Origin of the sequence: Rhodococcus sp. C-2, from assembly GCF_027854095.1 — a bacterium.
GTDB classification, from domain to species: Bacteria; Actinomycetota; Actinomycetes; order Mycobacteriales; family Mycobacteriaceae; genus Rhodococcus_F; species Rhodococcus_F qingshengii.
Genome location: NZ_JAQGFI010000023.1, coordinates 1 through 23,966, shown reverse-complemented (window position 1 = coordinate 23,966; position 23,966 = coordinate 1). Strand labels below are relative to the sequence as shown.

Below are 23,966 nucleotides of genomic sequence, written 5' to 3'. Positions count from 1 at the left end.
CGGGCGGCAAGTTGCCACCCGCCCCGAATGTCTCTGATCGAACGGGCTTACGCCGGAATGCCTGCTCCGACTGCGTCGCTGATCAGCGAGGAAGCCAGGCCAGGAGTGGCAGTGGTGAAGAAGTCCGTCAGTGCGGAATCGACTTGCTCGATGATCTGCTCACCTCCGGGTTGTGCGGCGACGAAACCTCGGACCTGCGCATCGATCGCAGGAGCGGCGGCAACGGTGTCTCGAACAGTGGCGGCGACGGCGCCGCCGACAGGTCCGGAGTTCTCCCACTCGGTGAGGATCTGCTGGGTCTGGGTGGTCACTGCGGGCCGGTCGACGTCGGGGATCTCGATGTCGACGGGTTCTCCGAGTTCGCCGGCCCCGTAGGCCGTTGCGGCGACAAAGCCAGCTGCTCCCCCGCCGAGCGCACCCGCGATGAACGCTGGAGCGCCTAATGCCAGTGCGCCGATACCCGCGCCTGCGCCGGTGCCGGCCAATCCTCCTGCCACCCAGCCGATGCCGGGGACGAAGACGTTACCCAGGCCCATTCCGATATTGCCGCCGATGGTGCCGCCGATCAACGCGCCACCCATCGCGAACGGCGCTGCAAGCGCTAATCCGCCGGTCAATGCGCCACCGGCGGCGCCGGCGACCTGCGCCGCGGACTCACGGCTTGCCTTGTCCACGGGAACACCGAGTGAATGCCAACCCGTCGCAACCATCGACTCGACAACGGCAGTGGTGTTGTTGGTCCGCTCGAGGTCGGCGTCGGAAACCCAGTTCGGCTGCGCCATGTGGAATGTACCGAAGCGGAGGGTGTCACGCGGAGCGATGATCGGCGCAATAATCTCGACCGGGCCGGGGAGGTGGAGCTGGCTGTAGTCGATCGATGTGGCGTCATCGGTGTTGTTCGGTGCTGTGTAGGTATTGGCGTCGTAGTCCCAGTTTTGTAGCGGCTGATAGGTGATGTTCTGGTACTGCGGGGGCGGGGCGACCCAGTAAATCGGCTCGGTTTGAACCGGCGCACTCGCAGCAGGGGGTGGGGCGGGTTCGGTGGTCACACCGGACTGGCCGCCGCCACCGGCACTGATGCCGGCCTGTCCCCCGCCGTCGGTGATCCCTGCTTGGCCGGGGGCTGCGATCGCTGGCGGTGCGAGGGCAATACCTGCGGCCACTGCCGCCGCTGCAAGCACGGCGACGGCGGCGTGACGGCCTGCTGTCTGTCCGCGACGGCGGCCTCCCTGCTGTGCGCGGCGCGTTGCTCGGTTGCCTGCGGTGATGTCGACATTCATGGTGAAGCCTTTCGTGAGAGCGGGATTCGAGTTGTGTGAACGTAGTGCGCGAAACAGAGCTTCGCTGCGCGGAGTTGTTCAGTCCGGCGCGCCCGCGATCAGGCCGATGACCGTGGCCGCGATCAGGCCGATGACCGTGGCCGCGAGAACGGTCAAAGCGTCAGTGGTGTTGCGGCGCAGCTGGTTCGCGGCGATCCGCTCGCCGGAGGCGAACAGCGGCTCGAACGGCATCCGCAGAACCGCGCGCACACCGAGTTCGATGAACGCGTCGACAGCTTCGGTTTCGACCATCGGCGCATCCCCAGGCCCGTCCGTGATGACGACGACGGTGTAGGCGAGTACGTGCGGGCCAGCAGTGGCGATGATGTCGAGGAGCATGCGGTGCGCTGCTGCGGCAGCGTCGCGGCGTAGCGGAACAGGAACAACAAGTACGTTCGCGGCCGCGGCGGCCCATTGCCAACTTCCGGCGAGGCTGCTGTTGCCGGTGTCGGCGATGAGGATCTCGCGGTGCTGGGCCAGAACATTCGCCAGGCTCGTGCCGTCGTCGTATCCCAGTGCGGCGGCGGTGTTTGTCTGGGTTCCGGCGATGATGTCCTCTCCGCTGGGCTGGCGGACGAGGTACCGCGAGAGTGTCGATGGACGGATACTGCCCCCTGCGGTTGCGGCGGCGGTGAGAAGTGCGGAGACGTCCTGTTCTTGGTGGGGCGGCACGGCGACGCGGTCGGCGAGGCTGCCACCGATCTCGGCGAGATCGGCGCAGACGAGCGTTCCCGCTCCTCGGTGCTCTGCGATGACGGCCGCTAGTCCCGCAGCAAGCGGGGTTTTACCGACGCCGCCCTTGGGATTGGCGAGAGTTATTACCGAGAAGTCCGGGATCGGGCCGGTGATCGCGGCGACGGCGGCGCGGTGACGCAATTCGGCGGACCCAGCTTTCGGCGCCATTTGTAAGTTGAGGACGGCATTGAGTCGGCCGCGGATTCCTATGCGGGCGGGCTCGTTTGACCCTGAGTTGATCTGTGGGGCTGCCAGTACCGATGTCGTCGGGCGCTGCCCGGTGTCGGCGTGGTGGAGGTGTGGGGGCTCGCGGCGCTGATCCTGCGTCGGGACTGGCGGGCGTTGCGGGTTCACGGCGGCGGCGCGCACGCTCACCGGTTCGTCGACTGTGGGCGCGGGTACGGGTACGGCTACCGGGGCGGGTGGTGGCCCGGAGACCGCGACGTGCCCTTCGGGGGTGACGGTCAACCGTGTGGTGGCGCCGAACCCGCTCACCGATACCTCGACGGACTCGCCGGAATCGGCAGCTTCCGTCTTGGCGAATTCTTCGATCGCGTGAAAGAGTGCATTTTCGTCCTCGGCTGCCAGTTCTATGTCCGCAGTTCCTGATCCACCGCTCACGCGTGCGGTCGTCTCCGAGGTGACCTCAACAGACAGCCCCGCCGTCACGTGTTCACCCCAGTTGATGCGGCGGCGGACCGGTCGTTGTCCGTTGTGGCGACGATCTGGTCGGTCCTCATGATGGTCCTTTCGTTTCGGATGCGATACAGGGGGTTTGGACGTGAGTTCGGTCAGGTGCAGTCGACGTGGAGGGAGACGTACATCTGCTGGTTCGCGCCGTAGGGCGAATACCAGTCGTCGGGCACTCGGGGTGCGGCGGCGATGTCGACATGGTCAGGGGTGGACCAGTCGATTTCCCGCAGATCCGGGTAGTACTGGTTCGAGGTGTCCAGCTCCGCGGTGAGGTCTTGTTCGGTGTTCTCAACGCTCAGGACTTCGGAGGGGTGGGAGACGGAAATCTTCCATCCGTAGGGAGCGGTGATCACGGCGGAGAGGTCATCGCCGTTCCCGAAGCACCGTGCGGTGACGTCGTCGGGCGAGGGCGTGGTGATTTCGGCGGGCGAGTGCTTCTCGCCCCAGCCGATGATGATGCTGTCGTAGTCGTTCCTGGACTGGCTGACGATCTGCCCGGTGTTGGTGGCGGAAACGCTTTTCGCGTCTCGACCTCCGTCGCCGCCACATCCGCTGAGCATCAGTGTTGCACCGATCAGCACGACGCCGGCCGCGGGGATGCTGCGGCGTTGACGAGGCCATGACGCTCCGGTGATCTCCGTGTGCGGCGTGAGGCTGGTGTTCATCAGGAACCCGCTCCGAACGCGCCGACGGCGCCCAGTTCGCTCAACATTTCGTCGATTGTTTCCTCGGTCCGAACCAGCTGCGTGAGGGCGTTGTCGCGGGCTGCTCCTGCGGGTAACGCTTCGATGATCGCGCGCCGAAAACCTGCCGATTCCTTGATCTGGGCCAGGCGCTCGACCGTAAGTTCTACCTTCTCGTCGAGCTTGGGCAGCCACTCCGGCGTTCCCTCTTTCAGGGCGGTACGCAGTTCGAGGATGACGGGATCGTTGGCCCCTTTGGCCACGAACGGTCCACGGAGTGCCTCGACATCGGTGGATGTGGGGCTGATGGACTGGGAGATTCGGCGGCTGGCCATGTTTGGTTTCCTCTCGGTGGGACAGATCGGTGTTTGTGGTCAGTTCGCGGCGTCGATGCGGGGGGTTGGGCGCGAATTCGGCTAGTTGGCTGTGCCGGGTTACACAGCGAAGTCGGCGTCATGATCGGCGCCCGCGAGAAGCACGATTTCGCCCGGATCGAAAGTCACCTTGGCCCGGGTACGGCCACCGGTGTCGATGGTGATGGTGGTTCCGGTGGGTTTGGCGTCGACGGAGGCAACGGTGACGATGTCCGAGCCACCGTGCTCGTCCGTGAGCAAGATCGTGGTCCCCGGCTTGAGTGCGTGGGCGGGTATCGCATCGGCGATATCGGCGACCGGGACATCGCCGAGGAGGACGGGTTCTGCCACGCTTCCGTGCTCGCGTTTCTTCGTCGCCAGCGCGCTTTCCGTTTCGAGGAATTCGCGCAGTTCTCGTGAGTAGCACATGAATTCCGGTGCTCTACTGGGTTGCAGTGCGTCGATGATCGCGATATCCGCGGCCGAGAGTTGGTTCCACTTGTTCGGGTGGCGGTCGACATTCGGTGTCCACCACACCTGCGCTTCCATCGGTGTTCCGTCAGGGCCGGTGGCCATGGCGCGGCCGGGGATCGAGGTGTCGATGCTGCGGCCTTGGTGCGCGTCACCCCACACCATCTGTGCACCGTCCTGGGAGAGGTTCGCCAGCGAGAGGCGAGTGCCGAAGTTGTCGCGCGCGTTTCCCGAGGCCCCACCGAACAACGACGCGTCCGGACGCTGCACCCCCAGGAGGAGACGGATTCCGGAAGATCGAGCGAGCACGGACAGTTCCGCCCACGCTCCGAGGGGGTCCAACGTGGCGATCAGGGTACGAGTTTCCTCGTCGGGATCTTTTTTCAGGCGTGTCCACGCAGCGGAGAGGATGAAGAACTCGTCGAGGACCGCGATCAACAGCGGAAGTTGGGACGGTTCGATTTTCTTCACGTGGACGTACTGGTTGCGCGCCATCATTTCCGCGTGCAACGCGCGGATGAAGATCGCTGCCCGGATTGGGTCGTAGACGATCGCGCCGCAGCCGGGGTAGCCCTCGAGGCCGTCGAGTTCGATCATTTTCGGGTCGACGCCGATGAACGGGATTCCGCGTAAGGATGCTTCGGTCAAGATCGTGCGGATGGCGGAGGTTTTGCCGCCTCCGGTCGGGCCGACGATCAGGCAGTGCGGCTTGTTCGATTTGGTCGAGACGTCCCAGTAGGCCACCGTGCCGGCCGCCCCGGTTGCGTACGGCAGATAGCGGTTGGCGATCGACGTCAGCTCGCTGGGTGCGGGGTGCGATACCCGTGTGGGTAGAGGCGCTTTGAGGGTCAGCAGCAATTCTCCCGCGTCGGGTGACCATTGCACGTCCCAGTTCTGTCCGGATTCGTGTTCGCCGGCGATGGCGATCAGGGCTTCGTTGACGCGGTACTGAAACGCCCCCGATCCGCTGTTGAGGTTGGGAGTGAACCCGATGCGGTATCCGGTCTCGACTCCGTCGTCGCCGTACGAATGCACGCTCACCTTCGCGTCTTTGAGGATCGAGGCGCCTTCGAGTGAACCGGCGAGTGCCTTGTGTCGGACGCTGCGCTGATCTGCCACGGTCAACGCTCTCGCGATCATCAGCCGATTCTTGTGTGCTTCGTGCGAGATGTTCATCGTCCACTTCGAACCGCGAACACTATTCGCCACTGCCGCTGTGAACTCTTCCATCTGCTTCGGGCGGATGACCGCGCCGACCGGGAGCTTGATGCGTGCGGACTTGATCGCTGAGCGCCGCGAGAGCATCGGCACGCGCACCGCGAGTGCGCTGTGCCCGGTGGTTTGGCGCAGTTGGGCGGCCACGGTGACGCGGTGGCGGTGTGAGTGGAACCGGCCGGTGTCGAGCACGGCCGCGGCGATGGTGATCGCGATCAGCGGGCCTGCGGCGCTGTGCACGCGATCGAGTACGGCAACGATCTTCGCGAAGCTCTCGACTGGGAGTTGTGTAGCGAGATCCGGTGCGATGTAGGCCAGTGCGGCCAGGGCGGCGAAGAATGGGGAGACGGGGCGGAAGCGGCGCGCTGTCAGGTCGTCGATGCCGTCGACGGTCGGACGTTTCTTGTCGCCAGCGAACACGTCGACGAACAGGTCAGCGATGAAGTCGCGGATCGGATCTGGTTCCGCCATCATTCTCCCCCTTCTGTTCACCGCTACCGCGACGTTCGCGGGGTGTCAGGGCAGACGCTACGAGGGGCGAAAATTCCATGCAATGTGACTGTGGATAACTATTTTTCGAAGCGCATGTCGGAGCGCTCTCAAAGGCGTTCGGAGAGCACTCTTCCGAACGGTCAACGAGCCAAGCCGTACCGCTCGCAGAAGCGGCCAGGTCAGTGAGTGCGAGATCGCTCGCCGTAGCGTCTGATCTGGCAATACTCGAGCACCCTCGAAACTGACTGTGCGCGACGCAATTTCAGCAAGTACACTCCCCCCGGAGGAACGGAGGGGGGAGTGACCCCCGCCAGGGGCGCTCGTTCGGACGCCTGCCCCACCCGCCCCGTCCCGCGTACACCCAGCCCGCCATTGTGAGCGCTGTTCGTACCGCGATCCCTCGACACGCTCGGCGCGCCCGCACGGCAGCATTCGATCAGCTTGTTCGAGGTGAATTCGCCGACCCACAGACACAACTCGCTCACCGCACCTGTTCGATCGCTCCGCTGCCGCCGCCGTATCCGATGTTCGGCGACCGCCATTTTGGTCGGTGGCGCGAGTTATCCACAGTCACTTTGGAAACCGGGCCCGCGCTACCTACCGTCTGCACTCATCCCGCCCATGCGGGACGCCGCAGAATCACACACGTTGGAGACGAAGATGATTGCCCTCGCACACGCCGTCAGCACAATCGCACAGAGCGCCTATCGGCCCGTCCACCAATCCACGGTCACCTATCTCGCCGAGCCGAGCACCGAGGGGTTGACCGGCTGGATCAGATCGAACGGTGCGGTCACCATCATCGCGATCATCGCCTGCGCGCTTCTCCTCGGTGCACTCAAGGGCAATGTCTCGAAGGTCGTCACGATCGGCGGACTCTCGGTGGTCGGACTGCTGTTCGTTGCGCTGGCAGCCAATCAATCCGCTCAAGACGCCCTCGGTCAGTGGGCGTTGGGGTTGCTCGGCATCTGAAAATCCTTGACCGCCAACCGCATCAGAGTTCACCGCCGAGGAGCACCCGTGATCGAAACCGACGACCTGATCTACCGCGTCGACAACCACTACCTGGGCCCGACCGGCAAGACACTTCCTGTGCCGATCCGCTACTCGGCGGTGGGCGTGGGCCTGAGCACGTTCTTCGTACTGTTCATCATCGCCCGATCCGTCCTCCACCTCTCCTTGAGCTACGGCACGTTTCTGATTCTTGTCGTCTCGACGGTGGCGGTGTCGAGCCGGATCACCAAGTACATCAGCGCGGACCGGCCGTTGCGCTCGGTGATCACAGCCGCCTATAACGACCTCACCTCTCCGCGCCCACCCAAGGCCGGCGAAAGCATCTACATCACCCTTCCACCACCGGATCGGACTCGCCGTGGCGTTGGCGGCCACAACCATTGCGCTACCACCGGTGAGGCGAACATCTGATGACCACGCACGAGAACGACGTCGCGTCTCTGTTCGACCCACGCAGCACCGGCCACATTCCCGTCGTTCCGCCCGGCGCTCTGCCTCCGTCCTGGGCGGCGGGGCGCACCGCCGCGCCACCGGATCGTCATGAGCCTGACCCGCCGCACACCCCCGATGTGTGGGCCGGGCCCGAACCGGTCGAGACAGACGACGCCGCGAGCATCACAACCGCCGACGAGATCCCCGACAAAGGTCGCGTTCGACGACGTGGGCGCGGCAGGAGCGGTAAGTCCGCCCGCACGAAAAAGTCCGAGACCGTCAAGGACCAGGAACGTGCTGCCCGCACCGTCGCGAAAGACCGCAAGAGCGTGAAGTTGGAACTGTGCGGCACAGCAGGACACATCACCCGCACACCGAGGACTGCGACCGCATGGTTCGTGCAGCCACCCGGGCCGTGGAACATGCGCCCGACACCCAAGCAGCGACGCTACATACGCGACGAAGCGCTGATCCTGGCCAACCTGCGCGAGGCGGGCGTCGAACACCTGCACCGTCGGCTCACCCGCGCGCCGTGGCCGGTCCGAGCATGGGCACGCTCGCATCACGAGTGGGCCACACCCCTACCCGACGTCGACGGCGCGCTCTCGTGGAACGACTACCTGCGCGGTCAGCAGCACGGCATGCTCTGGTCCGAACCGACGATCAAGGGCCGATACTGGGGCATCGAATTACCCCCGCGCTCGATGTCGAGCAGGGGCCTCGACTACCTCGCCCTGTGGCTGTCCGGATTCGGCAAGATCGGCGCAGCCGTAACGCGGTGGGCGGACGAGTCGTTCGACCGCGAAACAACCATGCTCGATGAGCATCTGGCGACCCTGGCCCGGATCATGGCCGCCCGCGGAGCCGATGCACGCCCGGCCACCGCAGGGCAGATGGACTACCTGTTGCGGCGCTCCGCGGCGATCGGTCTCCCGCTCGACATCGACGGCGTGATCTCAGGCGGCGGCGATTGGACCGACACCGACATCGCATCCCTCGAAGACCTCGCCGATCTCTCGCTCACCCCGGGCGACGGCTTCACCACCGTCTCCGGTCTCGTCGACGGGCGCCGATACAGCGCTGCCGTGATCGTCTTGACGATCGGCCGGATGGCGCCAATGCCGATCCCGGAGCAAATGTTGCCGTGGCAGGTGATCGGCGACGGATCCGGCGAGCCTCTCGAATGGTCCGAACGCATCACGCTCGAAGAGAAGACCGCGACCGCCCGCGCGATGCGCTTCGTGACCGACAAGATCACCAACCAGTTCAAGCACTACACGGTCGAACACGACGAAAGCCCGCCGACGGAATTGCAGGAACAACATGCGGCGGCGCAGAAGATCAAAACGCATCTCGAACACGATCATTCGGGGCTCTCGACCCGGGTCAAGGGGTGGTGGCGGATGGCGGTCGTGGGAGCAAACGCCGACGAGGTACGCCGCAAGGTCTCGACCCTGCAGGAGATGTACTCCCCGCACATCATCCTCGAGCACGAACACGGGCAGTACCAACTACTCCGCGAGTTCATTCCCGGCCAGCGGCAAGCGAACATCGCACACGCGCGCCGCATGAGCGTCTACGACGCCTCCGCCGGCATGGCGGCGGTCGGAGACCGTATCGGTGACCGGACAGGACTGATCGTCGGACAGACTGCGTCGATCGCACCGAGGCCAGCTGTGTGGAACTGCTTCGCCGGCCCGGAGAACAAAGACAAATCCGGCCTCACCCCGATCGTCGCCGTCCCCGGTTCGGGCAAGACGTTCCTGGCCGGAATGACGGTCTACCAAGCTGTCCGCGCCGGCGCCTACGGAGTGATCCTCGACCCCTCCGGTCCGCTCGCCCGGCTTGCCACACTGCCGGAACTGGCACCGTTCACGAGGGTCTACGCATTGACCGGGCGCTCACGTCCGGGCGCACTCAACCCGTACCGCGTGATCGCCGACCCGGACCCCGACGACCCCGAATACTCCCCCACACATTCGCACTACGCACTCGATCCCGATCCGGCCGCAGCAGCGGAAGATCAGTACCAAGCGGACCTGCGTGCAGCTGCCGCAGAACGCATGGAATGCGCTGTGTCGGTGCTGAAAATGATGCTCACCGACAAGGACGTCGAGCAGCGATGGACGGAAAGTGTCCTCCACACGGCAGCACACAACGTCGGCGGCGACGCCGAACATCACCTCGGTCAGGTTCTCGATCAACTCGCCGCAATGGCGGAAAACGAACAGGACACAGAGGTCAAGACGACTGCCCGCAGCATTCATCAGAAACTGCACATGATGTCCCAACTCGCTGAAGCTCGGGTGCTGTTCCCCAAGCCCGGCACACTCGGCGGCTTCGACGCCGACACTACCTTCGACGAGCGCCTGACCATCCTGACGATGCCCGGCTTGCAGCTCCCTCCAGAGGGAGTCCCATCCTCGCAGTGGACACCGCAACAACGGATGGCCGCGCCGCTGATGCATATGGCTGCGTGGCAAGCCAACCGGCTCATCTACGACAAGCCGCGACAGGCCCGCAAAATCCTGTTCCTCGACGAAAACAAGTACCTCGAACAAACCGGCGCGGGGCGCACTCTGAATCTCCGGATCGCACGTGACAGCCGCAAATTCAACGTGCGTGCCCTGGTGTGCTCGCAGCTACCCGACGACTACCTCGGCGTCGACGGCACCGACGACAAGTCTGCGCTGACATACGAAGTCATCATCGGAGACCTCGGCGGGAACGAACACGCTATCGAGGGCGCATTGAAGTTGCTGAACCTGCCGGCCGGGCAGGGATACGAGGCGACATTGGCCGACCTCGGGGGCGGCGGCGAAGACACGTTGGACCCGGACACGGACACCTCGCACGTCGACCAAGCTAGGCGGTTCATGATGAAGATGGCCGACGACATCGAGATCGTCCGCTGCGATTGGACCAATTTCACCCACCTCGCGCACGTCTTTCAAGCCCTCGACTCCCGTCCACGAGCAGGCGCAACCATCAAGTCCGGTGGTGCGCCGTGAACGACGCTGCGCCGAACGTCCCGACATTGGGCGTGCCCGCAAAGCTCATCCGGTTGTTCGCAGTATTCACGATCGTGGTGATCTCACTGGTAGGCCCACAGTTGGGCATGGCGCACGCGGGCGGTTTCGACTGCAAAGAAGCTCCCTCGCCGCAGTTCCCGAACGCAGTCTTTCCCACGGTCTTCGACTCCCACAGCGCCACCGAGCCACCCCACAACGGCAACCCCACCGGTTACCAGACCTACGGGTGGGCCGGATTACGTTGGTACACCTACGACCTCGGATGCGGTGAAGACTTGGTCCGCGCACCCGGCGCTGTCGCGGACACGAGCACCGGCAACGCGTTTCTGATGGTCGGGCAGTCGTTGGCCGCGATCGCGTTCTGGCTCGACGATCAAACGAAGTCCGGGACCGAAGCAGCCCAATCCGGAATCACTCCCGCGCTCGATCAGTTCGACACGATCGTCGCCTCCATCGCCACTGGCACATCCGGTGTCTACGGAAAATGGATCGGCCTGGCATTGATGTGCGGGGCAACAGTCATCTTGTGGAACGCGCTCAAGTCCAACGCGGCTGCTGTCACCAAGACGGTGATGCTCGCCGCCGCCGGTGTGACATTGGGAGCGCTGATGGTCGGAGCGCCACAGAAGGCGATGAGTGTCGCGGACGAAACGTTTGGGCAGTTGATCACCGGCACCCAAGGTGAAGTGTTCGAGGCGGCGGGTCTGGAAACCGATCCGCGCAACATCCTCATGGACAAAATTCTCCTGCCGGACATCTCCAAAGGCTGGTTCGGGCCGAACTTCGACGAATCCGGCGTACCGCCGGATCAGCAACTCCAACCCAAACTCCGCGACACACTCGCCTTCACCTACGACGAGCAAGAACGGGTCAAGGGAGACACCGAGGCCGCGAACGAACTCGCCGATTCGAAAGCAGCGCGGTTCCAGGACGAGATCATCAAACCCCTTTCCGCACAGAACCTTTCATACACCCAGTTTCAAGGAAAGGACAGTGGCCGAACCTCGACCGGGTTCCTGGCCATGATGAAGGTCGGTTTGCCATCACTTCTGTGGTCCGGCGCCTCAATCCTGAAAATTGTTGCGCTGCTTTCTATCCGATTCGCGATCCTGTTCGCTCCGATGTGGGTTCCGTTCGTCGTACTCTCCGGAGGATTCCTCGAACGTGTCATGCGGATGATCGGCACCGCCTACCTCTGGGGTGTCGCAGGAGCGACGATCGTGGCGCTGTATCTCGTTGCCCTCGTCAAGCTCTACTACGTCGACAACGGCTCGGTCGACGGTTCGTGGCGCCTGTGGTTCATGGTGATTCTGTCGTTGATCTGCTGGTTCATCATGCGCCCGTTCAAACGGATCTCGAGCACCTTCCGACAAAACTCCGCCGGTGCACTCAACCGCAAAGCTGTCCGCGCGAAATCGTCGATCAAACACAAAGCGTTCGATGCCGCATCGTTTGCCGTCGGTGGACCTGCCACGACGATGGCGAAAAAGACAGTCGGAGCGTTCCACCGCAGCAGCGACAACAACGACGGCGACGACGAGACCACCCTGGTGCGCCCCGAAGGCCGCGGACTCATCGCCCGACGTCAGCAAGACTCCGACAATGCCCGCGCTGCCGCCCGTACCGCCTCCGACCGAATACCGGGCACCTCCCTCGGACGCGAAAGCGAGCGCGATGCACGTATCGCCGGGCTCGCTGCCGCATCAGGTGCGGCAGCACTGCGACCCAAAGCTGGGATCTCCTCTGTTGGAATCGGTACCGATTCCGACAACACCGCAGATGACGGCACTGATTGGCCGCGCCGTCGCGGCCACGACGGACATTCCCGTACCGAGGCCGACCTCCATGAAGAGCGCAGCCGAGGACTCAGGCCGGCTCCACAACGTCCGTCGGTCGACGAGGAATGGAACGGCGGAACCAGCTCGGTCATCGCGCCGATGAAGGTATTCACACCCACCCCCATGTCGAGCGAACACAGAGCCCCCGAAGCCGCGACTACCGGAGGCATGTCCGGCTCCAGCGATTCATCTCGAAGAAGTGCGCGCCCACCCACCTCATCAGTGTGGACTCCGCCGGCGCGGCCTGCCGTCGATCGGGAGAGGTCGAACTAAAATGCCCGCAATCGGCCAAAACCCAATCCTGACCCCGATTCGTCGGTGGGCCCTCTACTCACGAACGAATCTTGCAATCTCCATCGTCGGTGTCTTCGCCGGACTCGTCGTACTCGGCCAGATCCCCGGAACACCGGAAACGACGAGGACTGCCGAATCACCGTCAACCGCAGCGTCCAGCCTCGAGATCACGGACACCACCCAGCCTCCGAGTGCGCCGGATGCAAGCGAGGAAGTCACGCAAGCGCACACCGCTGCGATGTCGAACGCCGACGTCGCGTCGAGCGCGCAAGCGACAGCGATGACATACGCGCACCTCTACACCGATCACGCCGCAACTGCCGACGCCTGGGCTTCCGCACTCGCAGTGCTGGTCCCTGACGGCGCACTGACACCGAACTTTCGCGCCGCCCGCCCAACCGTTGCCGTAGCGATCACCGGCCCGACACACACGGCACCAGCGCCTGCAGACGGGCCCAACGCGACGACAGTGACTGTGCCCACGTCCGCCGGAGCATTGAAGATCCACCTCGTGCAGAGCGAATCCGGGACGCGGCCCTGGGTCGTGACCACACCTCTGCCGACCCTCGATACCAGTTCCGATAATTCGGAACTCAACGCGACCGCTACCCCGACTACGACGGAACCGAACAGCACAACGACGCCCACGCGGGACCCTCAGAACCCCGCGCCAACCACATCGCAGCCGCCGTCGACCTCGCAAGAACTTCTTCCCATCCCGGCACCCGGCCCGATCCCGATTCCCAATCTGGATACCCCGTTGCCGGGGGCGATGTGATGACGAAAACGCGTACCCGACAGCCCCTTTTCGCCACTCGCACGAGGATCGTTCTGTCCCTGCTCACCGCCGCAACCACGCTCGCGCTCACTGCTTGTGGCGGTTTCGCGGCACAACCGGTGATCAAGAAATCACGCTGCGGGACATCGTCGACATCCGATCGAAGTCCGGCAACTCTGCCGGGCACTACGGAACTGAAAGCATCGGGGCCGATCACCCAGCCCACCAAGGACGGCACGACGACGTTTACTTCCGGATTCGGGCCTCGCTGGGGAACCGAACACAAGGGGGTCGACTTCGCCGGGCCCGTCGGGACACCGATCTACGCTGCCCTTGACGGCGTCGCCGTCAAGGGCGGGCCTGCCTCCGGGTTCGGGAACTGGATCGTGCTCGATTCGCTCGTCGACGGCAAGCCCGTGAGCACGGTCTACGGCCACATGTTCGACGACGGCGTCCTCGTCAAGGAAGGCCAGCAGGTCACAGCCGGTGATCACATCGCGAACATCGGAAACAACGGCCAATCCACTGGCGCGCACCTGCATTTCGAGTACTGGGAAGGTGGACGGTTGCAGGGCGGAACAGCCGTCGATCCGATGACCAAACTCGGCGGCGCGCCCTCTCCCGCAGATGAAACGGGCAGCAGCGCGCCTGCTATTGAGCTGGCGGCATCGTCATGGTCTATCGACTGCGCCGGCTTCGGTGTGGCAGGTGGCGGTGACCTCAAGGCCGGATCGGTTCCTCCCGAGATGGAACCGTGGTTCCGCAAAGCCGGGTCGCTGTGCCCGCAGATCACACCGTCGCTGTTAGCTGCGGATGCGAAGGCAGAATCCGGGCTCGTGCGTGGTCGGACCTCCAAGAGCGGCGCGAAGGGCATCACGCAGTTCATGGACCCTACGTTCGCCTCCTACGGCCGGGACGACGACGGCAACGGCACGACCTCGATCTGGGACGACGGGGACGCGATCATGGCTCAAGGCCGGTATTTCTGCGCCATCGCAGCGCAGGTCGACGGGTGGCTCGCCGACGGATCCGTCACAGGCGATCCGAAATCGCTCTACATCGCCTCATATAACGCGGGTGAAGGCGCGGTCAAGAACGCCGGCGGCATGCCCAGCGGCGGTGACTACACCACCCAGACACAGCCGTACGTCGCGAAAGTTCTTGCCTACGAAGCGGAATTTGCGGCACCTGGAGGTAGCGGAGAGTTGGTCGTCTCCCCTGGCTCTGCTTCCGGTGCGCAGGTCGTCGAGGCTGCACGCCAATACCTCGGTACCCCGTACGTCTGGGGCGGCGGCGGAACCGGAGGACCGACCGGCGGCGGCTTCGACTGCTCCGGACTAACCAGCTACGCCATCTACACAGGCAGCGGGAACACGGTCACCTTGCCTCGCACGTCGGAGCAGCAATGGTCCGTCGGAGTCGAGATCCCCATCAGCCAAGCACAACCCGGCGACCTGGTATTCGGCGCATGGTCAGGATCTGGACCCGGCCACGTCGGAATCGCGATCGGAAACGGCCAGATGATCCACGCCCCCACCACCGGGGACATCGTCAAACAAGCTCCGCTGCAGAACGATATGAAAGCCCGGAGGGTCATATGAGCAACACACGCACATTTGCTCTTCTGGGCGTAGCCGCAGCAATCATTGTAGGGATGGTGTTCTTGTTCTCCGACTTCGGCGGCAAGGACACTGGCACCGCGGCACCCAGACATACCTCGGCGACACCGTCCACGGTCACGACAACAACGGTGACATCGCCCGCAGTCGTCGATGTCTCGTCGAATCCGGATACCGATGCAGCGGAAGACACTGTGCGTCAAGCACTCTCCGTCGCGTTCACGTGGTATCCGGCTACCGATAGCAGCCCCACCGATGCCTATGCACGCGCACGGAAGTGGTTCACCGAGCCCCTGGCCGCCTCGCTGCTCGTCGACGTCGATGCCGGGCGTGGCCCCGGCGCACAATGGAGTCAGTGGGCGTCGGACAACGCAAAAATTGTCGCTGACGTGAGCGTGGGGTGCTCGGGCTGCCCACCCGATACCGACATCCTCATTCACCGCGTGGCCAGCATCCACCAAACCGCAATTGCCGACGACGAGACCACCACGCTCACAACGGAAACCACCGTATGGATCACCCTCACCAAACATGGTGGAGAGTGGCTCATCGACAACATCCGGTACTGATCAGTGCAATGCTCGACGGCGAGTATGACCAGGGGTTTCTTCGTTAGTTCTTCATGATGCATCGCGTGGAAGGTTGTCGAGACGGCCCGGTTGTACTGACCCGCGGGTCAGTCCGGGACTACGACGGGATCCCATATGTCCGATATTCTGACCCGATCACACAAAAACATGGACACGTAGCACGACTACGTTAGCGATAAGCAAGCACAGAGACAGCTCAAACGATGCGGGGTCAGTTTGCGATACGTTCTTGTCGATACCGACTGTGGCGTCGACGACGCACTTGCGCTCGGTTACGTCGCGCACACCGCGGACATTGTTCTCGCTTGCGTGGTATCCACGTGGGGCAACTGCACAGCGACCGAAGCCGCATCCAATGCGAAGTACATCTTGGATATGGCCGGCGCGATCGACATTCCTGTTGTCGCCGGTTCCCCTCCGAAGGCTTCGTGGCAGCGCGGTGATGCGCACGGCTCTGACGGGCTCGGTGACACCGAGCAGCCTCGGCCTTCCTGGACTGGCCCGCAAGGTGCAGCTGAGAGGATTGTGCAATTCGCCAGAGACCATGCCGGCGAGGCGGAAGTGCTGTGTATCGGCCCACTGACCAATTTGGCAGCTGCACTCACGCTCGAACCTCAGCTACCCGAGTTATTGGCCCGTGTGGTGGTCATGGCCGGCCACGGACAGAACCGCGACGATTGGCTGAACGAGGTAGGAGATACCAATACCCGCCACAATCCTCGAGCTACGCAGACTGTCGCGGATTCTGCGCTTCCGGTGGTCTGGGTGGGAATCGACGTCACCCGCGCAGTCCTCCTCGAGGACGGAGATTTCGGTGAAGGCACTCTCGGCGGCTCGCTGCGCCGTATCCACCACGCATATGGGGTCCAACGAGGCGGTACGTACGGATACAACGCTCAGGTGCTGTGGAAAGTCCCGGCACACGACGGCGTCACCGCTGCCTGCCTAGTCGACCCTCTCAGGGCAGGCCTGTCGACCGTTACCGGCCGCATGACTGTCCTCGACGAAGGCCAAGGCCCGGTGCTACGCAGGGTGGGTACCGGACCGCATGAGGTCGCGGAATGGATAGCCCCGGACTCCGTCCGCGCAATGCTCAGGAGTGCGACATGACAGGAATAAGAAAGCAACTCACCCGACTGAAGGCCCGTCGGATCGTTGCTCAAGCAATGAAACGGCAAGTCGTCACCATCGACGACCTGCGTCAGTTTTGTTTCGATCGCACTGGCAGAACCGTCGTTCTAGTTCCGTTCCCGGTCACCGAAGTAGAAGATCGCCCTTCCGGATTCCTGCTCCGCGCTCGCAACAATGTCGACTATGTGTTCTACGACCACAGGACGGGATCCTGGCGCGCGACATTGATCATCTGTCACGAACTCGCGCACATCCTTCTCGATCACAGCTGTGCAATGACCGAAGTCTTAGACGACCAGATGCTCAGCGCATGGTTTCCGTCATTGTCACCGGCACTGTTGAAAAACGCCCTCAAACGCACTGACTACGACACGACCACAGAACATGGTGCCGAGTATCTGGCGACAAAGCTCCTACTCTTGACGCTTTTCGATGATCTCGACTTCGAGGCTCTGCGCAGCTCGGTACAGGTAATTTGTGCCAACAACATGATTCAAGCGTATGGAAGCCGATGAGAAACCACCTCCCACTTTCGATTGATCTTGCCATCCTTGTCTTTGCCTGGCTCGTTGTTTCCGCTCGATTTGTGCTGGTACGCACACGGCATGCGCAGATTGTCACCGTATTGATTCTGTGCTTCACCGCAGTGAACACTCTGAAGTTCGGACCGATCAACGATGTACTGACCTCAGCGATAGACGCCCGGGCCGTCCGACTGATAGCTCACATTCTCTGTGTAGCGGCCGCGGCCGCCGCTGCATGGGCGGCTGCCAGCGCGGTAGGACGGCTTCGGCCAGGGCTTCTGATCTTCGGCCTCGTTGCCGCGACAGTCGGTCTGGCATCTCTTGATGCTTTTGCCGGCAATCGGGCGCAGGTCATCGAATCCGTCGATCCTGAGGTGTTCTCGCTGTCCTACTTCACCATTTACGCCGGCGCGATCGTGGTCTTCGAGGTCTACGCAGTGATAGTCCTCGCCGCTGCCATTCGAACCGACAAGCCACATGCGGGGCTGCTTGCGCCGGCCGCGGCGACAGCTGCGCTCTTTCTGGCGACAGGCCTCAATGCAATAAGTCTGCTTTGGTACGCCGTGCGGGCAGCGACTGGTGACATCGGTCCTGCCGAGCAATTGCAGCGAAACACAAATGGCAACCTGTTTGCGTACTTCACCTTGGTTGTCGCACTCGTGGGTTCTGCCGCCGTAATCCGACGCACGGCAGAGCGGTCGTCTGTTCGATCCGCCGTTAACGTCACAGAGCTAAGACGACTATGGGAAGACCTCACTGATGCGGCACCAGGTGTGAAGTTCGATATGCGGCACTTCGAGCCTGACGCCCGGGTTGTCCGGATGATCACCGAGTGCATCGATGCCATCTACGAACTAGGAATTGATCCCGAAACAGCCACCCGCTCTGATCTTCTGGAACGCAATCTCGACGGCAACCGATCCGAGCTTCTCGCAGAGACGCACATCAGCGCTCGTGACGTGTTCAATCTTGCGAAGCGGTGGGATGCGAAATCCCTTCAAGGCTGACAAGAAGCGCCTTGCGCTGGCTGGCGTTGGCAGAACCTCGCAACATCACGCATTCCGGTCCGGCGGCAACAAGCACCTGCAATAACCGCAGCTCTGTGTACGCCTCATTTTCTCCAGAAACCCCGAAATAGGTGGCGTTGGCCGTGCTGCTGCTTTTGAAAACCTCACTGAAATCAACAAAATGTTGTTGCTGTTCGGCCGTGAGGTCTCCGGCGCGGAGCTGCGCTTCGGAGCACCCGAGAGCCTGCGCGACCTCTCCACTACTCAAGCCGGTCACACTCAGCAGAAGCTCGACTTTCTGCTTGGTGGTGACTTCCTCAATCATCGCTCTCCTCCCGTCTTAGTTCCCGAGCCAATGCGCGACGTCGCTTGTTGGCGTTCGTGCGCGCCGGAGTGATGTCGTCCGGCGGCACTGCCCAGAAATCCTCAAGCGCTTGGGCAACCCAGGCGGGGCTGACATGGCCGCTTTCACCCTGGCTGCGGAGCATCGCTGACGCTACTTTGCCGATATGTGGCGAGATGAGAGTACGCAACCGGTCGACTACGTCCGAAAGTTCAGAGTTGTCGATCTCATCGGCCAATCGCCTAAGTTCCGCACTCACCTCAACGAAATCACCCAACGCCGAATATGAAATAACAACTTCACCGGCGGGGGCACCCACGACTTCCGATCCGCGCGGTGTCGGGTGGCCACCTTCGTAGGCAGTGGCCGCACTGCCCTCAGTCCACTGCAGTACACGGTCCAGTTTGGAGAACGTGGCCATTCGGAGAGGGGGCGACTCGCCACTCTCGATCCGCACCATCGTCGGTTCAGATGGGCCACCCTGTGCAGCGACTGCAGCAAGGCTCAGGCCCAACTGTCGTCGACGCACGTGGACCACGTCGGCGAACTGCTGCATATCGGGCATGGGAGCAGCGTACTTAAAGAAAACCCAATTGCTTGAAACTGTCGCTTCACACGTCATCACATATTCAACTATATAAGTGTTGCGTAAACGTATGTGCATTAGATATGTTCACAACATCAATATGTGCGCTTTACGTAAGTGCTAGCAGCGAGTCGAACGCCCAAAGGCAACCGTCCCGCCAGATGATTGAAACGAGATGAAAAGGAGTCCCCCAGCCGCTCCAACGGCCAGGGGACCAAGCCACACGGGTTACAGCCCGTCCAGCGGTTTCCTCTACGCAGAAAGCGAGTTCTGCTATGCCCAGGTTAGCTGACGCTCCGCACGTTAAGAAGATCCAAACGCGAGGTCAGGCGAATGTTCTCCACGCTTCGTCATCGGATCAACTCTTTCGTATCGCTGCGCAGCACTGCCCAGTCCCGGGTGGCGGGCGTTGCGCGCGTTGTGGATTCGTCTACACCGACGAGCTGATCGACTGCCCCACATTGCGATGTGTCCGCAAGGAGTTCAATCGTCGGGGCGAGTTCTCGATCACACCCCACCCGCGCCCACTTTCCCCCGCCGCCGACGCGCGGATGATCGCACGCGAGCAGCGGCCGTGTCAGGCGAATCCGGCGCTGTGGGATATGGATCAAACCACTCATCGAGGCGCACTCGCTGCCATCGGCACCTGCACCACCTGCCCGCTACTGACGATGTGTCAGATCGCTGCAGCTCATGAGTTCGCGACCGGCCGCCCGCCCAGCTCAATGATCTGGGCAGCAATTCCCTACGACGAGTTCGGAACTGAAATCCGCATCGATTTCCTCAAAGAGTTCATCGCTCGCCGCGACGGTCGCTCCAGCTCAGCCAAGCGGACCTCGCCTCAGCGGTCGGGTGCAGCAGCATGAACAAAACGCCGACATTGATCGTCGAGACCTTCGACGCGGTATGGGGTGCGTACCTAATGCTTGCAGATTCCGCAGGTCACGTACCCGTTCGGGACCGCTATCACCGTCGGTGGGTACTCGTGGAAGTCACCGGACGGCTCCGCAGTAGGCGTGCGTTTGTTCGCGATACTCCACAGGTCAACGACTCGCCCGACATTTACGGCCTGATCGATGTCGATTCCCGAGCCGTACTCAGCGCCCACGATTTGATCGATGCACACGGACTTTTGACGGTCGAGCCCACGCACTCGCCGGTCCCTATGCCATTGCACCTGGGATACAGCGATCTCCCCCTGTGCGCAAGGCTCGTACCCCGTGCGGTCGGTGCCACCGGATCGGAGTCCCTGGTATGAGTGCCGACCGACTGCTGTGCGAACTCGAGGACGGAAGACGTCCTCTTTCCGAGATCGTGTTCGGATTGAGCAGTGGAGAACTAACTTCCCCGGCGTCCACCGGTCTGGCGGCCGATCGGTGGCTGTGGTTGGCGGACCTTCTTACGCATCCGACGTGGGGAATGGCTGCGATCGTCGACGGCATCGACGACGTCTGTGTGCCGGTCGCCCGGCTCTGCCAGCTGACAGCCAATGCAATCCACCCCCTGAACTTGCGTGAATTGTGGTCCGCCGAGCAGTTGCCCGCGAAAGAACAGATAGCCGATCACACTCCAGGCACAACCGGCCATTGGGAAGCACTCAGCGCTGCCATCGACCTCATCACTGATGGACTCGACCATTGCGAAGGACTCGACGTCTCCGGCAGTGAGGCCGCCGCATCCGCCTTCACCGCGATCATCAACGCCCAGGATGCCAATACCGCCCGCTCAACCATCACAGCCGCTGTCGAGCACTGGGCACAGCCGCCCACGATCACCGTCCAAACAGAATATCTAGGCGTTGCATCATGACCACCATCTACCGCTCCCGCGTCATCGACTCCATGATCACCACCGTCGCGAACTCACTGTTGAGGGAAAGCAGCATCAACTCCCCCGCAGGGAACGAAACCGAAGAAGTCCGGCGACTCGCCGAAACCATCATTCGAGAGACCATCGACATGCTCGCCGGCTCCCGCGACGGCCTCGCGTACAGCACCCTCACAGACGTCACCAACCTCGTCGCGAGCGATCCCGAAACAGCCTCGGTCGACCAGATCAGAGAAGTCGCGATCGCGCTGCGAGGACTCCTCGATCTTCGCGAAGCTCTCGCGGAAGTTGGTCAACGATGACGGCACTGATTCTCACTGTGGCCCTCGGGCTGGTAGGCGTTGTGGGAGCACTGTTTCCGCTGTCCGAGGCTCACTCATGACGATGCATTACACCATCTCCGGAACGGTGTTTGAGCTGCCCCGACGGCTGAATCCGGCTCCGCGTGGCTCCCCGAAAAAGGTCCTTGCGCGGGCTGTGATGTGGGGTGGCTATGTCCATCTACCGAAAGGCTTTTTGCACACCACTAAGTACGCGCATGTGAACGACCTCGATATCTAACTCCATAGCCGCAGTACCACCCCAGATACGACGAAACCCCCTTGCGGGGGTTTGTGAAACAAAGTTCGTCGAGCTAAACGAGAGCCTGGCCGGGCTCCGGTCGTAACTGGTGAAGAAGAAGTTTGCCGCTTCCACTTCGGTACTGCATATCCCCGAAGGGACAAAACCGTGCAGGTCTTGTCTCAGGGTAGCGCACACCCTGAACCAGGCACAACAGTTCACAAAAACAGCACTTTCGGCGCGTCGCATACCAACGCCGCCGCCACGAGTGCTGCCAGACGCACGACAGAAGACACCGACGCATGGGCCACAGCAGTACGTGAGGCCACCGAAAACGTCGCCCGCATCGAAACGCTGAACGCCGAAAGCGGGCAGCGAGGAAACTCCTGGGCTCTGCCAGTAACCACTGGCAAGCATGCCCGAACCCCCATCTGGACGAGCCGTGCCCAATGGCAGCACCAAGTCCGAACCCTGCTCAACTCCCCCACCGGCACCGAACTCTGCAAGAAAAACACCATCAGCACCGAAGCAGCATTCGCTATCGCCGTCACACATGCCTCCCTGGCAGAGGGAAAGACCGGGCGCGGCGTCACCGCCTCCCGCGAGACCATCGCCAACCGCGCCGGAGTCAGCGTTACTGTCGTCAAACGAGCCAGGCGCGTCCTGGGCGCCCTCGGCATGGCCGTCGAACAAGAACGAGGCCGTTACCTCACCACCCTCGAATCGACGGCCGCAGAAGCGCACCACGGGCACAGGCAGTTCCGTGCAGCGTCCGTCTGGGCACTGACCTCCCCTCGCGCTGCTGTCACAACCATCACCGCGCCCTTCAAGAAGTCCAGAAAGCCCTCTCGCGCAACACTTCGCACCGCCGCGCACCGCGCCCGCACAGCGCCGCGGACTTCTCCACACCCGAGCGGTCGTGGCCCCCTATCCCCCTCTGGGGGATTTGTTCTTCCATCTCTTGTATTCAAGTTCTCACCAACGCACGCGCACACGCGAGCGGGCAAGCCGAAGAACACACAAAGTTCCACACCACGACCAATCGAGTTGCAACGCACCGCAGCCCAACTGATCGCCCACATTCCCGCGCTGAAAACGGGCAGGCACGTGGGCCAGATTTGCGATGTCCTCGACCGAGCTGGCATCGCCCCCGCCCGATGGACCGGTCGCGACATCGCACGTGAACTCACCGCAGACACCCAAACTCGAGGCTGGGTATGGCCCACACAACTCACACGACCCACCGCGTTCCTACGCTGGAGACTGGCACACATCGACTGGTCGAAACTCTCCCCGACAGAACGTTCCCGTCAAAACGATCAAACTCGTCTAGCCGAACAAGCAGCGCGACACCGCGAGACGCGGGAGCGGGACTCACATGTCGCTCACGCTCACACTCGTGCCCAGATCATGCGGCAGTTGCGGGAGCAGTTCTCGACGAGAACGCCCGCATGAGCCCGAGCTATCCATCAGTCGGCGGCCGCAAGATCTTCGTCATCGGCAAAGACCAGTCTTCCGTCATCGAGTGCGATCGCCCACCGATGTACTGGGGCCCAATCGCGCCCCACCGACTCCGAATCGATGACCATGCTCGCGTAGTCCTCGATCACCACACCGGTATATGCCACGCCGCCGCTGTCAGGACCGGGCACAGTGACCTTGACCCGAGAGCCAACACCCGTCGCGCTATTGGTTCGGCCGTTCTGTTCGTTCATTCACGGATTCTCCCCGACCACACCCACTCGCGCGCACCATCCGTCACACACTCGCGACGGAAGTACCGTGGTAGGCGGTGACGGCGTCAGAGCAAAGGCCCTACAGACAACACCAACGCCGTCCCGGAACCGGGGCGGCGTTGGTTCTTTTCAGGATGCGGCCGGATTGCCGGCCGAGCGTTGAATTGAGAGGTCAGCTGGCGATGAGGCGCCGCTCACCACTGGTTTTGGGCTGAGCCAACCGCTTGATCTGAGGCTTCGACGCCCTCTTCAACTTCTTGTCGATGAACAACTTGGTCCGCGCCGCATTGATCTGCGCTTCAGTTACATGCGCCGCGCCTTGTGGTGTCGAGTCCGTCATGACTGATCCTGGAGAGTCTTCACTGTCAGTATCGCCCAATGCGAGCACTTCATCAAGAATGACGTCCGCAGCGGCCAACTCATCCGGACCAGCAAGAGTGCTGGTCACCATCTCCCGCACCATCAGAACACCGATGTTGGCGCGGCGCTCGTTACTCTCGTCCAAAGCAAGCTCAGCGGCGTACTGAAACCGCCGCCACCACTCTTCACGTTTAGCCTGCAGCTCACACTGATCGGTTGCTCCAGTATTCGCTTTCCACACCAAGAATCCGGTGATGAGATATTGTCAAGACCTGTGGATGAGGGTGTTTCAGGCGACCTCCGTTTCGCTTGATTCGTCGGGCTCAGCGGGTG

At 62.6% G+C, this 23,966-nt stretch carries 24 protein-coding genes; 15 read left to right on the top strand and 9 right to left on the bottom strand.

Translation table 11 applies throughout. The annotated features are described in order from the left end of the window. Window positions 1-47: 47 nt before the first annotated feature. The 5 genes from PCS43_RS31660 to PCS43_RS31640 form a co-directional block, all read right to left on the bottom strand. Window positions 48-1,280, bottom strand: coding sequence for a hypothetical protein (locus PCS43_RS31660; protein WP_064075232.1), 1,233 nt, complete (start codon window positions 1,278-1,280; stop codon window positions 48-50). Between the two features lie 78 nt (window positions 1,281-1,358). Further along, the gene (locus PCS43_RS31655; RefSeq protein WP_064075231.1) at window positions 1,359-2,723 is read right to left on the bottom strand and encodes a hypothetical protein; all 1,365 of its coding nucleotides are present in this window, start codon (window positions 2,721-2,723) and stop codon (window positions 1,359-1,361) included. Between the two features lie 122 nt (window positions 2,724-2,845). After that, window positions 2,846-3,412, bottom strand: coding sequence for a hypothetical protein (locus tag PCS43_RS31650; protein ID WP_082893277.1), 567 nt, complete (start codon window positions 3,410-3,412; stop codon window positions 2,846-2,848). After that, complete coding sequence (locus PCS43_RS31645) at window positions 3,412-3,765, bottom strand: hypothetical protein (protein ID WP_064075230.1); 354 nt, start codon at window positions 3,763-3,765, stop codon at window positions 3,412-3,414. Before PCS43_RS31645 ends, PCS43_RS31650 begins: the two co-directional genes overlap by 1 nt. A gap of 99 nt (window positions 3,766-3,864) precedes the next feature. Then, window positions 3,865-5,940, bottom strand: a complete 2,076-nt coding sequence (locus tag PCS43_RS31640; protein ID WP_331712746.1) for an FtsK/SpoIIIE domain-containing protein — start codon at window positions 5,938-5,940, stop codon at window positions 3,865-3,867. A gap of 681 nt (window positions 5,941-6,621) precedes the next feature. On the opposite strand from PCS43_RS31640, the gene PCS43_RS31635 reads away from it, so the two are divergent. The 10 genes from PCS43_RS31635 (at window position 6,622) to PCS43_RS31590 (ending at window position 18,220) form a co-directional block, all read left to right on the top strand. Further along, on the top strand, window positions 6,622-6,933 hold the full coding sequence (locus tag PCS43_RS31635) for a hypothetical protein (protein ID WP_046380314.1): 312 nt from the start codon (window positions 6,622-6,624) through the stop codon (window positions 6,931-6,933). A 48-nt stretch (window positions 6,934-6,981) separates the two neighbouring features. Next, window positions 6,982-7,386: a hypothetical protein gene (locus PCS43_RS31630; protein WP_054801789.1), complete on the top strand. Its 405-nt coding sequence runs from the start codon at window positions 6,982-6,984 to the stop codon at window positions 7,384-7,386. Further along, window positions 7,386-10,418, top strand: coding sequence for an ATP-binding protein (locus tag PCS43_RS31625; RefSeq protein WP_064075228.1), 3,033 nt, complete (start codon window positions 7,386-7,388; stop codon window positions 10,416-10,418). The genes PCS43_RS31630 and PCS43_RS31625 overlap by 1 nt, the downstream gene beginning before the upstream one ends. Continuing rightward, the gene (locus PCS43_RS31620) at window positions 10,415-12,550 is read left to right on the top strand and encodes a hypothetical protein (RefSeq protein ID WP_231915148.1); all 2,136 of its coding nucleotides are present in this window, start codon (window positions 10,415-10,417) and stop codon (window positions 12,548-12,550) included. The genes PCS43_RS31625 and PCS43_RS31620 overlap by 4 nt, the downstream gene beginning before the upstream one ends. A 1-nt stretch (window position 12,551) precedes the next feature. Beyond that, window positions 12,552-13,349: a hypothetical protein gene (locus PCS43_RS31615; protein WP_064075227.1), complete on the top strand. Its 798-nt coding sequence runs from the start codon at window positions 12,552-12,554 to the stop codon at window positions 13,347-13,349. Next, window positions 13,349-14,950 carry a peptidoglycan DD-metalloendopeptidase family protein gene (locus tag PCS43_RS31610; protein WP_064075245.1) on the top strand — a complete coding sequence of 534 codons (1,602 nt, stop codon included), beginning with the start codon at window positions 13,349-13,351 and terminating at the stop codon, window positions 14,948-14,950. Before PCS43_RS31615 ends, PCS43_RS31610 begins: the two co-directional genes overlap by 1 nt. Next, the gene (locus tag PCS43_RS31605; RefSeq protein ID WP_064075226.1) at window positions 14,947-15,537 is read left to right on the top strand and encodes a hypothetical protein; all 591 of its coding nucleotides are present in this window, start codon (window positions 14,947-14,949) and stop codon (window positions 15,535-15,537) included. The genes PCS43_RS31610 and PCS43_RS31605 overlap by 4 nt, the downstream gene beginning before the upstream one ends. 237 nt (window positions 15,538-15,774) lie before the next feature. Next, the gene (locus PCS43_RS31600; protein ID WP_064075225.1) at window positions 15,775-16,668 is read left to right on the top strand and encodes a nucleoside hydrolase; all 894 of its coding nucleotides are present in this window, start codon (window positions 15,775-15,777) and stop codon (window positions 16,666-16,668) included. After that, complete coding sequence (locus PCS43_RS31595) at window positions 16,620-17,204, top strand: hypothetical protein (protein WP_156525076.1); 585 nt, start codon at window positions 16,620-16,622, stop codon at window positions 17,202-17,204. The genes PCS43_RS31600 and PCS43_RS31595 overlap by 49 nt, the downstream gene beginning before the upstream one ends. Continuing rightward, window positions 17,201-18,220 (top strand): DUF6545 domain-containing protein, encoded by a 1,020-nt coding sequence (locus tag PCS43_RS31590; RefSeq protein WP_064075224.1) that lies wholly within the window; start codon window positions 17,201-17,203, stop codon window positions 18,218-18,220. Before PCS43_RS31595 ends, PCS43_RS31590 begins: the two co-directional genes overlap by 4 nt. On the opposite strand, the gene PCS43_RS31585 is transcribed toward PCS43_RS31590, so the two are convergent. Continuing rightward, complete coding sequence (locus tag PCS43_RS31585; RefSeq protein ID WP_033236844.1) at window positions 18,177-18,545, bottom strand: hypothetical protein; 369 nt, start codon at window positions 18,543-18,545, stop codon at window positions 18,177-18,179. The genes PCS43_RS31590 and PCS43_RS31585 overlap by 44 nt on opposite strands. Beyond that, a complete protein-coding gene (locus PCS43_RS31580; protein WP_064075223.1) occupies window positions 18,538-19,128 on the bottom strand; it encodes a helix-turn-helix domain-containing protein in 591 nt (196 codons plus the stop codon). Before PCS43_RS31580 ends, PCS43_RS31585 begins: the two co-directional genes overlap by 8 nt. A gap of 296 nt (window positions 19,129-19,424) precedes the next feature. Here PCS43_RS31580 and PCS43_RS31575 point away from each other — a divergent pair, with 296 nt between their 5' ends. The 5 genes from PCS43_RS31575 (at window position 19,425) to PCS43_RS31555 (ending at window position 22,992) form a co-directional block, all read left to right on the top strand. After that, a complete protein-coding gene (locus PCS43_RS31575) occupies window positions 19,425-20,015 on the top strand; it encodes a hypothetical protein (protein WP_156525075.1) in 591 nt (196 codons plus the stop codon). Then, window positions 20,012-20,407: a hypothetical protein gene (locus PCS43_RS31570; RefSeq protein WP_064075221.1), complete on the top strand. Its 396-nt coding sequence runs from the start codon at window positions 20,012-20,014 to the stop codon at window positions 20,405-20,407. The genes PCS43_RS31575 and PCS43_RS31570 overlap by 4 nt, the downstream gene beginning before the upstream one ends. Next, window positions 20,404-20,958: a hypothetical protein gene (locus PCS43_RS31565; protein WP_064075220.1), complete on the top strand. Its 555-nt coding sequence runs from the start codon at window positions 20,404-20,406 to the stop codon at window positions 20,956-20,958. The genes PCS43_RS31570 and PCS43_RS31565 overlap by 4 nt, the downstream gene beginning before the upstream one ends. Beyond that, window positions 20,955-21,278: a hypothetical protein gene (locus PCS43_RS31560; RefSeq protein WP_231915149.1), complete on the top strand. Its 324-nt coding sequence runs from the start codon at window positions 20,955-20,957 to the stop codon at window positions 21,276-21,278. The genes PCS43_RS31565 and PCS43_RS31560 overlap by 4 nt, the downstream gene beginning before the upstream one ends. A gap of 427 nt (window positions 21,279-21,705) precedes the next feature. After that, on the top strand, window positions 21,706-22,992 hold the full coding sequence (locus PCS43_RS31555) for a hypothetical protein (RefSeq protein ID WP_064075218.1): 1,287 nt from the start codon (window positions 21,706-21,708) through the stop codon (window positions 22,990-22,992). A 14-nt stretch (window positions 22,993-23,006) separates the two neighbouring features. Here the strand turns inward: PCS43_RS31555 and PCS43_RS31550 are convergent, their stop codons facing one another. Together PCS43_RS31550 and PCS43_RS31545 are read right to left on the bottom strand one after the other, a co-directional pair. Beyond that, window positions 23,007-23,252 (bottom strand): hypothetical protein, encoded by a 246-nt coding sequence (locus PCS43_RS31550; protein WP_064075217.1) that lies wholly within the window; start codon window positions 23,250-23,252, stop codon window positions 23,007-23,009. A gap of 193 nt (window positions 23,253-23,445) precedes the next feature. Further along, the gene (locus tag PCS43_RS31545; protein ID WP_270923208.1) at window positions 23,446-23,874 is read right to left on the bottom strand and encodes a hypothetical protein; all 429 of its coding nucleotides are present in this window, start codon (window positions 23,872-23,874) and stop codon (window positions 23,446-23,448) included. Between the last annotated feature and the right edge of the window lie 92 nt (window positions 23,875-23,966).

Coding starts and splice junctions, on each gene's coding strand:
- PCS43_RS31660 (WP_064075232.1), bottom strand. CDS start 1,280: ATGAATGTCGACATCACCGCAGGCAACCGAGCAACGCGCCGCGCACAG.
- PCS43_RS31650 (WP_082893277.1), bottom strand. CDS start 3,412: ATGAACACCAGCCTCACGCCGCACACGGAGATCACCGGAGCGTCATGG.
- PCS43_RS31645 (WP_064075230.1), bottom strand. CDS start 3,765: ATGGCCAGCCGCCGAATCTCCCAGTCCATCAGCCCCACATCCACCGAT.
- PCS43_RS31640 (WP_331712746.1), bottom strand. CDS start 5,940: ATGGCGGAACCAGATCCGATCCGCGACTTCATCGCTGACCTGTTCGTC.
- PCS43_RS31635 (WP_046380314.1), top strand. CDS start 6,622: ATGATTGCCCTCGCACACGCCGTCAGCACAATCGCACAGAGCGCCTAT.
- PCS43_RS31625 (WP_064075228.1), top strand. CDS start 7,386: ATGACCACGCACGAGAACGACGTCGCGTCTCTGTTCGACCCACGCAGC.
- PCS43_RS31615 (WP_064075227.1), top strand. CDS start 12,552: ATGCCCGCAATCGGCCAAAACCCAATCCTGACCCCGATTCGTCGGTGG.
- PCS43_RS31610 (WP_064075245.1), top strand. CDS start 13,349: ATGACGAAAACGCGTACCCGACAGCCCCTTTTCGCCACTCGCACGAGG.
- PCS43_RS31605 (WP_064075226.1), top strand. CDS start 14,947: ATGAGCAACACACGCACATTTGCTCTTCTGGGCGTAGCCGCAGCAATC.
- PCS43_RS31595 (WP_156525076.1), top strand. CDS start 16,620: ATGGATAGCCCCGGACTCCGTCCGCGCAATGCTCAGGAGTGCGACATG.
- PCS43_RS31590 (WP_064075224.1), top strand. CDS start 17,201: ATGAGAAACCACCTCCCACTTTCGATTGATCTTGCCATCCTTGTCTTT.
- PCS43_RS31585 (WP_033236844.1), bottom strand. CDS start 18,545: ATGATTGAGGAAGTCACCACCAAGCAGAAAGTCGAGCTTCTGCTGAGT.
- PCS43_RS31580 (WP_064075223.1), bottom strand. CDS start 19,128: ATGCCCGATATGCAGCAGTTCGCCGACGTGGTCCACGTGCGTCGACGA.
- PCS43_RS31575 (WP_156525075.1), top strand. CDS start 19,425: ATGCCCAGGTTAGCTGACGCTCCGCACGTTAAGAAGATCCAAACGCGA.
- PCS43_RS31570 (WP_064075221.1), top strand. CDS start 20,012: ATGAACAAAACGCCGACATTGATCGTCGAGACCTTCGACGCGGTATGG.
- PCS43_RS31565 (WP_064075220.1), top strand. CDS start 20,404: ATGAGTGCCGACCGACTGCTGTGCGAACTCGAGGACGGAAGACGTCCT.
- PCS43_RS31560 (WP_231915149.1), top strand. CDS start 20,955: ATGACCACCATCTACCGCTCCCGCGTCATCGACTCCATGATCACCACC.
- PCS43_RS31550 (WP_064075217.1), bottom strand. CDS start 23,252: ATGAACGAACAGAACGGCCGAACCAATAGCGCGACGGGTGTTGGCTCT.